We start from the raw sequence: 15140 nt of genomic DNA on the forward strand, positions 1-15140 counted from the left end.
TTATCCTGATGGCTCTACTGAAATCAGTTCTCTGAATTCCCTTCAAAGACAAATTTTAAATTTGATGAACATTCCTGAATCGATTTATCTTGTTCCCCAGCTAGTTCCTAATTGACTCCAATCGCTCTAATTATTACTGTGACTTGATTTCATCGTCTTTATTTGCTCGACCATTTTTAAATTGAGCGAACCGTGAGTTAGGAGTAGGATAAATAGTACAAAAGAGCAAATTAAAGCTTCAGACCAATTAATATTTACTGACTACAATCATAAGGATTTTCAAGAGTACGAGATTGAGCCGAAGCAGTAGGTAGAGCAGTTAAAATTACTGTGCCATCTTCTTGTTTGATGAGTCCCCTAGCCAGATAAACTGGTTCACCATTATCTTTGTAAGCAACTGGTTGAACATCGGCTCGAATGTCATGAGCGTTAAAATTTGAGTTGTCAGTAGAGTCATTGTCTAGAGGAGATTCAGAGGAACTTTCAACATGATTATCAGTTTGGGAGAAGTTTGATGTTGCTAATTCTTCATCAATAATTAACGCATCACCATACAAGGCTTCTGTCGGTTCTGGCATAACGCCACCTTTTCCTTTGACAATAAAATTGGATACTTTGTCCATCTCTGAGACGGAACAAATATTAGAAGCAGCAATAATTTCCGTAGAGAAGACATTACTAGATAATTCTGCGATTTCGCGAAGAGGACTATTATCAGCAGTTTCGATGGCAATAGTACCATCTAACCCAAAATCAGAACTAGCATCAATATCATTGGTTGCAGGATTTGGAGGACGTTGTTGAATCCCAAAAAGTCCTTGAGCAGTAATATTAATATTGCCAACTTGTCCCTGGTCGGCACCAGCGATGATATCGTTATTAGCACCATTACCCAAGAATGCAATAATAAACCTGGCATTAATATCTAAATTACCTCCGTTAGCTTCATCAAAAGCACCAACAGCAATTAAGCTATTATTGCTTAAGGTTAAATCTTCGGCAATTTGCAAGTTGATGCTGCCACCTATTCCAGATGAAGTTGAAGCATCAATTGTGGCATTGTTGTCTAAACTAACTGAATTTGCTCGTACTGTTAGAAGACCAGCATTTCCTCGACCAAAAGCACTAGCATCAACTATTCCCCCATTGGTCAGAGTGAGATTACCAGTAGTAATGGTGATACCCCCTGCATCTCCTAGGGCTGTTTCATCCTCTATACTGCCAACACCACTAGGAAAACCTTGTGAATCTGCACCATCAATCGTAACGGTATCGCTGGCGGTAATTTCCACCGAACCAGCATTGCCTCGACCTTCTGTACTAGCATCAACTACTGCCCCATTGGTCAAATTGAGATTACCAGTAGTAATGGTGACCCCCCCTGCATCTCCCTCTGCTTCTGAATTCACTCGACTAAAAGCACCACTAGGAAAACCTTGTGAATCTGCACCATCAATCGTAACGGTATCGCTGGCGGTAATTTCCACCGAACCAGCATTGCCTCGACCTTCTGTACTAGCATCAACTACTGCCCCATTGGTCAGATTGAGATTACCAGTAGTAATGGTGACACCCCTTGCATCTCCCTCTGCTTCTGGATTTACTTGGCTAAAAGCACCACTGGAAAAGCCTTGTGAATTTTCCCCATCAATGTTTATGGTATCAGTAGCATTAATCTCAATCATTCCTGGAGTTTCTAGGCTTGGCAGATTACTCAGAGTACTAGCTTCAATTTGTGAACCTTCTGTCAGAGTAATACTGTTTCCCTCGACTCGAATATCCCCACTCACCAAACCACTAGCATCAACTGTTGCGCTTTCAGATAGTTGAACATCACCCCAGTTTTCTACACTTTCATATTCCAAACCAAAACCTTGCTCTCTGGGAGTCAGACTAACTTGTCCGTTACCTGCTACACTTCCTAGTTCAATTCTTCCGCCATCGGTTTTGAGGGTTGCACCTTCTAGATTAAGATTGCCACCAACTAAACCTAAAGTGGAACTAGAATTAACTCTTAAAGCATTTTCTGTATCGATTAAATCATTATTACTTCTGGCTCCTAGTCCATCTCCTCTGACAGTAATTTCTCCTGGATTGTCTCTGAAACCTAAACCAATAGGGGCATTGATCGTTATTAAAGGCGGATTATCTAAATCTGTCGCGCTAAATTCACCATTACCGAACACAATACTATCGGCAGTACTGCCATAAAATGAACCACCTAGTTGTAATCTTGCACCCTCGCCCAAGACAATCCCCGCAGGATTAATTAAAAATAAATTAGCTGTACCATTGGCACGAATTAAACCATCAATATTGGAGATATTGCCTCCTGTAACGCGAGAAAAAATGTTGACTATATTCTCAGCGTTATTAAAAAAAGCCTCACTTCCCGTAGGAATAGAAAACTGCTCAAAGCTATGAAACAAGTTCCCTTCAGCACTATCCCCATTGTCTATTTGTACTCCTGTATCGGTAGGAGTAACAGTTGTCGAAGTTGTGTCGTCTACTGTTACCTGGGCGACAGTAGCAGTAGTAGAGATGATCTTCAAAAAGATGTTTAAAAATAGAAAAGAAGAGAGAGGTTTCATCGTCAGGATTTCTGGAAAGCTTCTCTTATCTTACAAACTAATGATTAACGAACCGAAAATACTTTAATCAGCGTCTCTTCGGCAAAAAAGTTGGGCGGTCAACCCGAAGACTATATAAACGATACTCTGACCGCAGCCAGCCAAGCACATCAAACCAGCAACAGTAACCAAACACTTATCACCATGAGGACGATTCGGCTCATTAAAGCCGATTCTCTTGAAACTCTTCCTGATATTCAAGATGTTCCCTTGGAAGGAACAGAAAATGCTCTACTGTATATGAGAAAACTGATGAATTCTGACAATCAAAAAATATATTTATTCCATAACAAAGCTTATGTTTACTTCGTCAAAATGAATCAAATACACCCACTGTAAATAACATCATAAATAATATAATAGTCCCAGTTAACGATCGGCAATTGTGAAATCTTATAACCCATTAGAGCGCAAGCTTGCTCAAACTCTGGATAATTTCCCTCAAATCAAACAAACAGCTAAGACAGCTTATCAGTATTTTAATTATTGGTACTATGGCGATCGCAATTTTACCATAGCTCTCCATCCTGACGTGACAATTGCCACTCCCTCCCAGTGGAGCGCAACCATCCCAACTACAGAAGAATTATTTTTTGGCTATTACGATAAGTCACCTTGGTCAACTGATATGACTAAACTGGTGTACCATCGTTTTAGAGGAAATCAGTTAGAAATTGTTGTCTATAATCGCGAGCAAAAAACAGTAAATGCGATCGCTAAAACCAAAACCTGGAGTTCTCAACAAGGTAGTATGGTGCAGTGGTTAGACAATCAAACTATCATTTTTAACGATCTTGTAGCGGGGGATTTAGTAGCTAGAGCGATTAATTTAGGGGATAAAACTGAAAAAATCATTCCTTTACCAATTCAGACTCTACATCCTGATAGAAAAGAAGCCCTCAGCCTCAACTATAAACGCTTAGATACGATGCGTCCTGAGTATGGTTATTCTGTAACTGCTAATAATTTTGCCAGTGATTTACCCTATTCCGAAGATGGTATTTGGCGCGTTGATTTAGAATCTGGTTTAACTGAATTAATTATTACTATAGAAAGCCTCATTAACCATCAACCCCGTCCTGAAATGGCTGATTGCCAACATAAAGTTAACCATATAATGTATTCTCCCCAAGGCAGTAGATATGTCTTTATGCATCGTTGGTTAGGCTCTCAAGGAAAATTTTCCCGCCTCTACAACGCAGATAGTGAGGGTAATCTTAAATTATTGTTAGACGATCGGATGGTATCCCATTATAGTTGGCAAGATGAAGAACATTTACTAGCTTGGGCAAGAACAGAAGAGAAGGGCGATCATTATTACTTAATCAACGTTGTTACTTCAGAAAAACAAATTATTGGGCAAGATATATTAGATATTTATGGAGACGGACATCCTTCATTTTCTCCTGATAGACGCTGGATTCTCACCGATTCATATCCAGATAAAGCCAGACAACAACACCTATTACTTTACGAAATGGCTACAGGAAAATCTACGGAAATTGCTAGCTTTCTTGCTCCTTTAAAATATTCCGCAGATGCGCGTTGCGATCTTCATCCTCGTTGGAGTCCCGATGGTAATTGGGTTTCTGTTGATGCTACCCATGAAGGATACCGCATGAGTTATATCTTAAATGTTAGCTCTTTGGTAAACAATGGAGTATGAAAAATAAGGAGCAAGAAGAAAATCAAGGAAGTTGGAGGAGATATAGAATGGGAAAACTCAAAGACTCGGTGACGGGGATACAAAACAACCAATAAAAAATTATCTGCGTTCATCTGTGTGCATCTGTGGACAAATAATCAACCATATTATTCCGCTTGACGGGACTAACTACTAACAAACATATGACAACACCTGTTACAGTTTTAATGAGCGTCTATAACGATCTACCCTATCTCCAAGATGCAGTAGAGAGTGTCTTAAACCAAACCTTGACCGATTTTGAATTTTTAATTTTTGACGACGCTTCTACAGACGGTAGCAGTGCAATTCTGCAACAATACGCTTCACAAGATTCTCGAATCAAACTGATCGCCAATGAAACCAACCGTGGTTTAGGTTTTAATCTCGCTCAAGGAGTAGCAATCGCCCAATCTCCTTGGATAGCCAGAATGGATGCTGATGATATTGCCTTAGCGAATCGATTAGAATTGCAACTTAACTACGTACAGGCTAATCCTGATACTAGTATTTTAGGGGGATGTGCGATCGATATCGATCGCGATGGTCAATTTATTAGCGACAGAAAAGTTCCTACCACCCACCAACAAATTAGAAAACTTATTTGGACAAATCCTTTTATCCACGGCACTGTTGTACTTAATAAAGCATCTATCCAGAAAGTAGGCTCTTATTCCCAAAAACTCCCCAAACGCCAAGATTACGATCTTTGGTTTCGTTGTGCCAAAGCAGGACTTAAATTGGCTAATCTTCCCCAACCTTTAATTAAATATCGCTTTACTGATAACACTCTACAACGTAATAATTGGAAAGTAGCATTGGTTCATGTTCGTATTGGTTGGCGTGGTTGTTGGCAAGTAAAAGCATCCCCTATTGCCTATATTGCCATTACCAAACAGCTAGTAATTGTCTTGTTACCCCCTCCTTTGAGAGTGCTTACTTACAACTGGCTCAAGCAATTCGATCCTAGAAGAAAAGTTAGTGCTTAATAACAATAACAATACGAACTTAAGTCAAAAATTCACAATAACTCAGCTTATCCCACTTAATTTATGCATGGAATAAGTTTAACAAACAACTGTTTTCGCAAGCTCTATTTAGTCGGCTTTTGTAGTTTAAGAATTGATTTTTCCCAATCTTCTAAATTAGAATTAGTGGCAGAAAATTGTTGTACATCTTGAAAAACCCGATCTGTATAAATTTGTTTTTCTAATGTTTCTGTAAAAGAGACTAAACTACTTAATCCATTAACTAAATTACGGACATTATTCCGAAAAGAAGGATCGCCTGTTACTTCTTCTAGATCGGAAGTAATTTTTTGAGCATTAGCAAAAGTGACTCTAGCAGAATCAAGGGTTTGCTGTAAAGTAACAACACTATTGGGGTCGGCAAAGGTTTCCGAAATTTCTTTGAGATTTGCCGATGCATCCGCAGCATTAGCGGTGAGGGTTTCTAAATTAGCTGCTAATTGTTTCGTATCTGTCTCAGCAACTGCTGCATCTAAATTAACAATCAAACCCTGTAAGCGATCGCTAGTTTTGCCAATACTATCTAAAGTAACAATCAGATTTTCCCGATTTTGATTGACTAATAAATTAACGTTATCAACTAATTGCCCTAATTTTTCCGCAGTTTCCTGATATTTTAAAGCAGTAGTATTAATTTGACCTGAAGCATCTCCTGCAACCGTAGAAACCGCCTTAGCAGCATCAGTAAAGCTATCTAATTCCGATTGGACATCGATCACCAAAGCAGACATATCTTGGCTTAATTTACCAATTTCTGAAGCAGCTACAGCAGAATTTTTCGCAGCAGCACTAACATTATCAAATAATTCAGGATTTTCTGACAAACGAGAAGTTAATTGGTACATTAAAGGGAATAAATCATCAATGGTGATCCCTGAGATACCTGTAAGTTTTTCACCATCACAAAGCACTAACTCGCGATCGCAATTTTCGCCAAAAGGAGTCATTGTGGGATTTTCAAACGTCACCTCCGTTTCTGGAGGTCTAATATCGATAAAGGTTTCACCAATTAAGCCAGAACTACTGGTTTTTATAGTGACATCTTTAGGAATCAGTAGCTTAGACGAGTCAATCTCCATAATAACTTCAACACCATTAGTTCCTGGGACAATATCTTGAATTCTGCCAACTCTTAGCCCTCGATATCTTACTGCGTCTCCTGCTTGCATTCCATTAACATTGGGAAATTCGGCACTAATTTTATAGTTGCTTTCTCCTAATCTAATTCCTCGCAACCACAAAGCAATTCCGCCAAATAATAAGATTCCTGCGACTACAAGTAATCCTACTGAACCTTCTCTAAGTGCGCGCGCTCGCAACATGGTTTCTCCTCACTCAACAATTAAAGTTACTATAACGTTAACGATTAATTTTTATTCACTTGATTACTCAAAACTTTTAAAATCTCTCGTCCTGAACCAATGTCTAAAATAGATAGATAACCAAGATATTGACTATTTAAATAGTAATTCTTTTAAACTTCTAGTTGCAAAACTCCACCACAATTGCGCTCGATCGACTTCAAGGGAGTAGGGATTAGGGAGTGGGAATCAAGACTTCTGGCACTCACTCTGATAAACTCTAGTTGAGAATTCCCTTAATTGAGAATATTACCCCCCAACAGCTTTTGATACCTAATAGCTAACTCTTGCTTCAAACCAGGTAAATTAGCTAGATCGGGATCGGCTAAAATGATTTTTTCGGCTGCATCTCTAGCGAGAGTTAAGACTTCTTGATCTTCTAATAAATTAGCCAAAGCAAAGTCTGGTATACCTGATTGTCTAGTGCCTAAAACTGCACCAGGCCCTCGGAAACGCATATCCATTTCCGAGATAAAAAAGCCGTCTTGAGACTGTTCTAAAACTCCTAAGCGTTGTTTGGCCTCAGTACTTTTACTACTACTCATTAAAAAACAAAAAGATTTGTGTTGTCCTCTACCGACTCGTCCTCGTAACTGGTGAAGTTGGGATAAACCAAAACGTTCGGCATTCTCAATTAACATTACTGTAGCGTTAGGGACATCTACACCTACTTCAATAACGGTAGTAGAAACAATAATTTGGGTTTCATTATCCCGAAAAGCAGTCAAAGCAGCATCTTTATCCGCCGAACTCATGCGCCCATGCAATAAGCCAATCTGAAACTCAGGGAAAATTACCTCCGAGAGTCGTTTGTGTTCTTCCACCGCAGCCTTGACATCTAGTTTTTCTGATTCTTCTACCAAGGGGAAGATAATGTAAGCCTGTCTTTCTTGGGCAATTTCTCGACGAATCAGATCGTATACTTTACTACGGTCGCGACCGTTTTTGATTTCGTTTCAATGGGTTGTCTTCCTGGGGGTAATTCATCTATTTGGCTGACATCCAAGTCTCCGTGGAGGGTTAGAGCCAACGTACGAGGGATAGGAGTTGCAGTCATACTCAAAACATGGGGAGACTGTCCTTTTGCTAGTAAACTAGCTCGCTGTTGCACCCCGAAGCGATGCTGTTCATCAATCACCACCAAGCCTAAACGCTGAAACTTAACAGGGTCTTGAATTAACGCATGAGTACCTACTAATAGGGGTAATTCTCCTGTTTGTAACTGGCTATGAATTTCCCTACGTTTAGCGGTTTTAGTTGAACCAGTTAGTAATTCCACAGGAAGATGGAGTAAATTAAACCAACCAATTAACTTACGATAATGTTGTTCTGCTAATACCTCTGTAGGAGCCATTAACGCAGCTTGATAACCCGATTGAATAGCAGCCAAGATAGCAAATACGGCTACCACAGTTTTACCTGCGCCGACATCCCCCTGTACTAAACGATTCATGGGAGTAGAAGAATGTAAATCTTGGGTAATTTCATTAACTACCCGTTGTTGAGCATTGGTTAACTTAAAAGGTAATAATTTCTGAAACTCTGCGATTAATTCCCCTTCAGGAGCAAAACTAGCACTAACTTGATTTTTCTGTAATTTGCGCCGACGTTGTAAAAAACCCAATTGCAGATAGAAAAACTCATCGAACACTAATCGGCGTTGAGCATGACCCAGAATATCTTGATTCTCAGGAAAATGGACATTCGCGATCGCATTTTGTAATCTAATTAAACCATATTGTTCCCGAATTACGCTAGGTAAAGGGTCTTTTAATTGCTTAGTCGCAGGAAGCACCGCAATAATCGCTTTTCTCACTGTATCTGCGGGAACACCCTCACTTAAGGCATAAACAGGCAAAATACGCCCTACTTTAATTGATTCAATACTACCCCCAGCACTATCTAAAACCTCTATTTCAGGCTTATCTAAAGTCAAACCATACTTATTCTGTTTAACCAATCCCGAAGCAGCTACCACAGAACCTACAGGATACTTTCCTTTATAACTTTCTTGCCAACCCCGATGAGCAAAACGGTTTCCACTGAAGAAATTACTCAGCGTAATTCGTCCTGTAGGGTCGCGCAATACTAACTGAAAAATAGTTAACTTCTTATTTTTTGGACTATTAAAACACTTACAGCTTTTGACTGTCCCGATAATTGTCGCTGTTTCCCCTGGTTCAAGATGACAAATTTGTACTTGACGGGCGTAATCTAAATGATCTCTAGGGTAATAAAACAGTAAATCCCTGACAGTATAGAGTCCTAAACGTTCTAAATAACTACTTCTACGCCCAATATCAATCACTTGATAAAGAGCCTGGTCTAAGCTAACATCTTGACGAGCATAATAATTACGAGCCTTACTAGCAACACTGACAGGAGATGTACGAGGAGTTTTAGGCTGAGGAGGATTAACCGCATCATTAACCAATTTTTTTTGTTGATGCAGAAAATTACGAGTACTAGTAACTAAATTAGTTCTCTGACTAGAACTTAACTGACCATAATTAGCAAACTTTTGAGCTAAATCTTGCCAACGAGAACGTTCTGTATGAGGAATCAATTTTGGAGGTTTACCCAAACTAAGACAGAGAAACTCACTAAAACGATACTGTTTCCCTATCAAGTCACTATAGCCACGCTCCGCTTCAATCGCCAAAGCCTTCTGTAACCTAACCCAATCCCACTCTTCATTCATCTCATCAGTTATCAATTATCAGTTATCAGTAAATAATAATCAATCACTCAGCAGGTAGCAAAAATTAACCACTAACAACTAACCACTGACAACCAACCTTCCTCATCCTTCATCCCTTAAAGTTAGTCTTCATACCAACTGGAACGCCAAGCAGCATCCGCCTCTGCAATAGCATACTCATGTTGTTTTCCTTGATATATGTTTCCTAACTGTTGAACCTTTTTGAGTACCGTCCGAATTTGATTTCTTTGACTGCTTAATTGTGCATCAGCAAATTCAATCTCTGATAAACGCAAGCGTAAAAGACTAATCTGAGTAGCAGCACTACTAGGTTTTTTAGCTTTTTGTCCTTTATCAGTCTCTATTACCAGATTAAGAATATTCGGAACTTTACGCAATTTACCATTCCCAGAATGGCTATCTCCTGCTTGTAGTGCTACATCTATGACTTTAGAAGGTAAACGACCAGGTATAATGCTAAACTCTTGTAGATACTTATTAGCTTTTCTTGATGTATCGTCTAAAGTTTTTCTGATTGTGTTTTCAATTTTTTTCTGCCACAACATTAAATGATGAGGATTACTCAGATCTATCTCTTTGATTTTATTAGTATCTGGTTCTCGATCGGCTAAACTTTGTAACTTTTCAAAGCTAAATTCTTGAATCTCTTCAACTATTAACTCATCATCATCATCATCTTCTTCTTCTTCGTCCATCATAATAGCTGTCACAGATTCTAGATTCTTGTCTAAAGCAGATTCATCCCTATTTTGCTCTGAATTTGATGGCTTTGTTGATCCTTGGTCGCTATTGTCGGAACGACCTAAAGGCAAATTTTTGAGCATTTCTGCAATTAGATTCAAATCTGCTTGTTCTTGGCTTAAATCTTCTGCTGTAGGCTTTTGAGTCAATAAGGGTTGCATCTGTTTCCCCAATTGACGTAGGGTTTGTTGCAGCTTTTGACGTTGACTAAGAGGTATCGCAACAAATGCTTCAGGATAGATCTGAGTGCAAAGTTGATAACCAGCTAATACTAATTGCTTCTGCGCTGACTCATTTAAACAAGAAATATACTTATCATAGAGTGTTTCAAGTTCTTGTGCTGCTTCAGCTACAGTTTCTTTGATCTTATCTAACTCTCGTTGAATTTGCCCAATAGAACGCGCCATATTAGTCCAGTATACCTATAGTACTAATTACCTCAAATATATGGTAACTTATCCCTAGTTCTTGAAAAACAACACAAAAAAATTGGGTAGTTACCAAAATCACTACCCAGAATAATTCGAGTATCTCGAATTTTAAACAATATTTGCTCGTAAAGAAACCTATACAGCAGCAGTTTTCTTGGTGCTTGCAGCTAATTCTCCACTAGCATACTTAGCAGCAAAATTATCCAAAGCTATTTGTTTGATTTTGCTTGCATTACCAGCACACCAGAAACTTTGATAGCGGTCAGAGCAAACTTGTTTCATGTACTTCATAGAAGGTTTCATGAAGTGGCGGGGGTCAAAGTTAGAGGGGTCTTGAGCACCAGCTTCACGAATTGCAGCAGTAATAGCTAAACGGTTGTCAGTGTCGATATTTACTTTACGAACACCAGACTTAATACCTTTTTGGATTTCTTCTACAGGCACACCGTAAGTTTCAGGAATTTTACCACCGTACTCATTGATCAAATCTAACCATTTTTGAGGTACGGAAGAAGAACCGTGCATAACCAAGTGAGTGTTAGGTAGACGGCTGTGAATTTCTTCAATACGGCTAATAGCCAGAATTTCACCAGTAGGTTTTCGCGTGAATTTATAAGCACCGTGGCTAGTACCGATAGCAACTGCTAAAGCATCTACTTGAGTACGCTCTACGAATTCTACTGCTTCATCGGGGTCGGTTAACAGTTGGTCTTTGCTAAGAGTACCTTCAAAACCGTGACCATCTTCTGCTTCACCTTGACCAGTTTCTAAAGAACCTAAACAACCGAGTTCTCCTTCAACGGAAGCACCAACAGCGTGAGCAACTTCAACAACTTTGGCAGTTACATCAACGTTGTATTCAAAGCTAGCGGGAGTTTTAGCATCCTCTCCTAAAGAACCATCCATCATAACGCTAGTAAAGCCATTGCGAATCGCAGAATAGCAAGTTGCAGGACTGTTACCGTGGTCTTGGTGCATAGCAATGGGAATATGGGGATAAGTTTCCACTGCTCCCAAGATTAAGTGGCGGAGGAAGTTCTCTCCAGCATATTTACGCGCACCGCGAGAAGCTTGTAGAATTACGGGGCTGTCTGTCTCATCAGCAGCTTCCATAATTGCTAAAATCTGTTCTAAGTTATTTACATTAAACGCAGGAATGCCATAACCATTTTCTGCTGCGTGATCTAAAAGCAGTCTCATAGGGACGAGAGCCATAGATATCCTCCTAATCTATTTTTAATTTATAGGTACTAAGTCTTAAGAAAACTAACTTTCCCATGTGTTTAATCTTAAGATATTTTCAACATTTATATGAAATTAAATTAAGAATAGTATCAATTTATGCGATTACAAAAGAATTTTCGAGATTTTTGCGATCGCTTTTTTCCGAAATCCATTATTTTTTAGACATTGGAAGAGCCATAACTTTAAATAAACTCTGAGATAAGATAGTCCAAACTTTTGTAGCTAAATAAAAGTGCTATTGTATTGATAAATTTGTCTCTATACCGAATCTATCTAATAAAATATCTATTAGGTAATTCAATAACATCGCAGCAAATTAAATTTGTAGAGAATATAACTCAATGGCTAATCTGGACTTGCGGACATCAAGAGGAAAAAGACAAATAGATTTTACACGAGAAAATCCCTTCAAAGATACGGCTTTGGGTTTAGTCTCTACACAAAGTTTCCCCGCTATTGTCGGTGCAGCAGATGCTATGCTCAAATCGGCTGAAGTCACTATGGTGGGCTACGAAAAAGTAGGTAGCGGTTTATGTACTGCTGTCGTGAGAGGAAATATCGCAGATGTTCGTTTAGCGGTGGAAGAAGGGGCAAAAACAGCCGAAAAGTTCGGTCAATTGGTTTCTAAGTCTGTAATAGCTCGCCCAATGCCTAATTTAGAAGTCGTGTTTCCTATAGGTTCTCATCTAGCAGAATTAGTCCAAAAACGTCGAGGTTACAGTCGTTTGAGTAATCGCTCCATTGGGTTACTTGAAACTAGAGGTTTCCCTGCCATGGTAGGTGCAGCAGATGCTATGTTAAAATCGGCCGACGTACAGCTAGCTTCTTATGAAAAAATAGGTGATGGCTTGTGTACTGCTATCATAAGAGGCTCTGTAGCGAATGTAGCAATAGCGATCGATGTTGGAATACAAGAAGCCGAAAGAATTGGTGATTTTCACTCATTAATGATAATTCCTCGCTTATTGGAAGATTTAGAACATACTCTACCTGTAGCTAGTTACTGGATTGATGAGCAAGAACCTCTACCAGTATTATTACCAAATAAAGTCAAAGAAAAAGAAAAAGAGCCTATCTTATTACCCCAGGAAGAAAGTCAGCGCATTCCTCTAAAAAGAGTCGTAGAAATTGAGGAACTTTAAGTCATTTACCATTTATCAGTATTTTTGTTATTGTTTGGTTGTTAGTAGGGATGTGACCTGGTTCGTCTCTACTTTTCCCCAATTTAAGCATTTCTTTCCTCAAAAAATTGGCGATGTATCTTTCCCACATCCCATAACCTATACTTAACTTCACGATTTCGTGTTTAATAAAGTGGAACTACTTACTTAAGTAATGATGAGTAAAGAAATCGAGCGGAAATATTTGGTTAAAGGAAACCAGTGGAAAAACCTTGCTGAAGGAGTTGTCTATCGCCAAGGTTACATTGCAACGGTGGGAAAACCAACCGTTAGAGTAAGAGTTTTTGGGAATCAAGGCTATTTGACTATTAAGGGAGAAAGTATTGGTATAGTGCGCTCAGAATTTGAGTATCCCATTCCCCTAGAAGATGCAGAAGAGATGTTAAAAACTTTATGCGATCGCCCTTTAATTGAGAAGATTCGATATAAAATACCCTACGGGAATTTATTATGGGAAGTGGATGAGTTTTTAGGCGAAAATGCAGGATTGATTATTGCCGAGGTAGAGTTAGCCAGTGAAGATCAGAAAATAACTTTACCAGAGTGGATAGATAAACAAGTAAGCGATCCTAAATATTTTAATTCTAATTTGGCAAAACATCCTTATAATCAGTGGCTCGACAAATATTAATGTGTTGTCAAATAAATGAAATAGGACATGAGAACTTGTTTTTTTCTTTGTTTAACCTGACAATACCCCTGACACACAATTAGATTAGTTTGATGATTTTTATCGCGATCGCTTCTCTTTTAATTTGGTTAGGTTTATTATTATTCTGGGGTCAGTTTTGGCTTGGCGTTCGATTATCTCCCAATGAGAAAAAATTAGAGTCTTATCCTAATATTTGGGCAGTCATTCCTGCAAGAGATGAAGCCGATGTTATAGCTGATAGTTTGGGGTCGATTTTCCAGCAAGATTATCCTGGTAAATTATCAGTAGTTTTAGTAGATGATAATAGCTGCGATGACACCGCAAAAATAGCTCAAGAAACAGCAAATCAATTTAAAAAAAATCAGCAATTTAATTTAATTTTAGGTCACCCTCTACCTGAAGAGTGGAAAGGTAAATTGTGGGCATTAAAACAAGGAATTGATTATGCCAAACAACAAGCCTTAGCACCAGATTATATTTTATTAACTGATGCTGATATTCAACACCATAGTTCTAACTTGACAGAATTAATTACTAAAGCAGAAACAGAAAACTTAGATTTAGTTTCTTTAATGGTTTTACTTCGATGTCAAAGTTTTTGGGAAAAGCTATTAATTCCTGCGTTTGTTTTTTTCTTTCAAAAACTTTATCCCTTTAAATTAGCCAATAATTCGCAGAGTTTTGTAGCAGCAGCAGCAGGAGGATGCATTCTCATTAAAGCTGATACTTTAGATCGAATTGGCGGAATTGCTAGTCTTAAAAATTCTTTAATTGATGATTGTACTTTAGCCAGAAAAGTTAAATCCAATCAAGGAAAAATTTGGCTCGGATTAACCGAAAAAACTATTAGTTTGCGTCCTTATGATTCCTTAAAATCTATCTGGGATATGGTAGCAAGAACTGCATTTAATCAACTTAATTATTCTTGGCTATTACTAATGGGAACTATTTTAGGAATGGCTTTGGTCTATTTAGTTCCACTATTAGCTGTAATCTGGGGAATCGTAACTCAAAATATGCCAGTGGCAATTATTGGTCTAATTACCTGGATAATCATGAGTTTGGCTTACTTCCCGACTATTAAGCTTTACCGACTTTTCCCTTTATGGAGTTTTTGCTTAAGTGGAGTCGCTTTTTTGTATGGTTTAATGACTATTGATTCTGCTATTAAACATCTTCGGGGTAAAGGAGGATTTTGGAAAGGAAGAGTTTATCAGTGAACATTTATAAATAATTATCGTTTATCATTGACCACTTACCGTTTAGTGCCGTAAAGCCCTGTTTCCTTTAGGGCAGGGATATAAGGCACGATACGTTTAGCCAGGATAGTTTTAACTATCCAGGGCAAACGCATCTAAAATATCAGCAAAACTGAGTTAAAATGAGTTTCAGGTTTCAAATTACCAGGTAATTTGAAAAGCCCTGCCAAAAACTTCTGCCAGAAGCAAAAAGGTTTGTTATAAAG

Annotated in this window: 10 protein-coding genes and 1 pseudogene; 6 read left to right on the top strand and 5 right to left on the bottom strand. The window is 38.5% G+C overall.

From position 1 onward, the window contains the following. Positions 1–254: 254 nt before the first annotated feature. Positions 255–2552, bottom strand: a complete 2298-nt coding sequence (locus tag H1P_RS21790) for a two-partner secretion domain-containing protein (RefSeq protein WP_246141882.1) — start codon at positions 2550–2552, stop codon at positions 255–257. Positions 2553–2681: 129 nt separating this feature from the next. On the opposite strand from H1P_RS21790, the gene H1P_RS21795 reads away from it, so the two are divergent. The 3 genes from H1P_RS21795 to H1P_RS21805 all read left to right on the top strand — a co-directional run bounded on the left by H1P_RS21795 (position 2682) and on the right by H1P_RS21805 (position 5303). Continuing rightward, positions 2682–2969 (top strand): hypothetical protein, encoded by a 288-nt coding sequence (locus H1P_RS21795; RefSeq protein WP_144871301.1) that lies wholly within the window; start codon positions 2682–2684, stop codon positions 2967–2969. Positions 2970–3015: 46 nt separating this feature from the next. After that, positions 3016–4296 carry a TolB-like translocation protein gene (locus tag H1P_RS21800; protein ID WP_144871303.1) on the top strand — a complete coding sequence of 427 codons (1281 nt, stop codon included), beginning with the start codon at positions 3016–3018 and terminating at the stop codon, positions 4294–4296. A gap of 182 nt (positions 4297–4478) precedes the next feature. Next, entirely contained in the window at positions 4479–5303 is an 825-nt protein-coding gene (locus H1P_RS21805; RefSeq protein ID WP_144871305.1) for a glycosyltransferase, read from the top strand. A gap of 104 nt (positions 5304–5407) precedes the next feature. On the opposite strand, the gene H1P_RS21810 is transcribed toward H1P_RS21805, so the two are convergent. The 4 genes and pseudogenes from H1P_RS21810 to fba all read right to left on the bottom strand — a co-directional run bounded on the left by H1P_RS21810 (position 5408) and on the right by fba (position 11812). Beyond that, a complete protein-coding gene (locus tag H1P_RS21810) occupies positions 5408–6664 on the bottom strand; it encodes an MlaD family protein (RefSeq protein ID WP_144871306.1) in 1257 nt (418 codons plus the stop codon). 275 nt (positions 6665–6939) lie between these two features. Further along, positions 6940–9404 (bottom strand): annotated as a pseudogene (gene recG / locus H1P_RS21815) (ATP-dependent DNA helicase RecG). 122 nt (positions 9405–9526) lie between these two features. Continuing rightward, on the bottom strand, positions 9527–10573 hold the full coding sequence (locus H1P_RS21820; protein WP_144871308.1) for a hypothetical protein: 1047 nt from the start codon (positions 10571–10573) through the stop codon (positions 9527–9529). Positions 10574–10732: 159 nt separating this feature from the next. Then, the gene (fba, locus tag H1P_RS21825) at positions 10733–11812 is read right to left on the bottom strand and encodes a class II fructose-bisphosphate aldolase (RefSeq protein WP_144871310.1); all 1080 of its coding nucleotides are present in this window, start codon (positions 11810–11812) and stop codon (positions 10733–10735) included. 371 nt (positions 11813–12183) lie between these two features. Here fba and ccmO point away from each other — a divergent pair, with 371 nt between their 5' ends. The 3 genes from ccmO to H1P_RS21840 all read left to right on the top strand — a co-directional run bounded on the left by ccmO (position 12184) and on the right by H1P_RS21840 (position 14895). Then, positions 12184–12984, top strand: coding sequence for a beta-carboxysome assembly protein CcmO (ccmO, locus tag H1P_RS21830; RefSeq protein WP_144871311.1), 801 nt, complete (start codon positions 12184–12186; stop codon positions 12982–12984). 196 nt (positions 12985–13180) lie between these two features. After that, a complete protein-coding gene (locus H1P_RS21835) occupies positions 13181–13654 on the top strand; it encodes a CYTH domain-containing protein (RefSeq protein WP_144871313.1) in 474 nt (157 codons plus the stop codon). 92 nt (positions 13655–13746) lie between these two features. Next, positions 13747–14895: a glycosyltransferase gene (locus tag H1P_RS21840; protein ID WP_144871315.1), complete on the top strand. Its 1149-nt coding sequence runs from the start codon at positions 13747–13749 to the stop codon at positions 14893–14895. Positions 14896–15140 lie beyond the last annotated feature (245 nt).

The organism is Hyella patelloides LEGE 07179 (genome assembly GCF_900659865.1).
Lineage (GTDB): Bacteria > Cyanobacteriota > Cyanobacteriia > Cyanobacteriales > Xenococcaceae > Hyella > Hyella patelloides.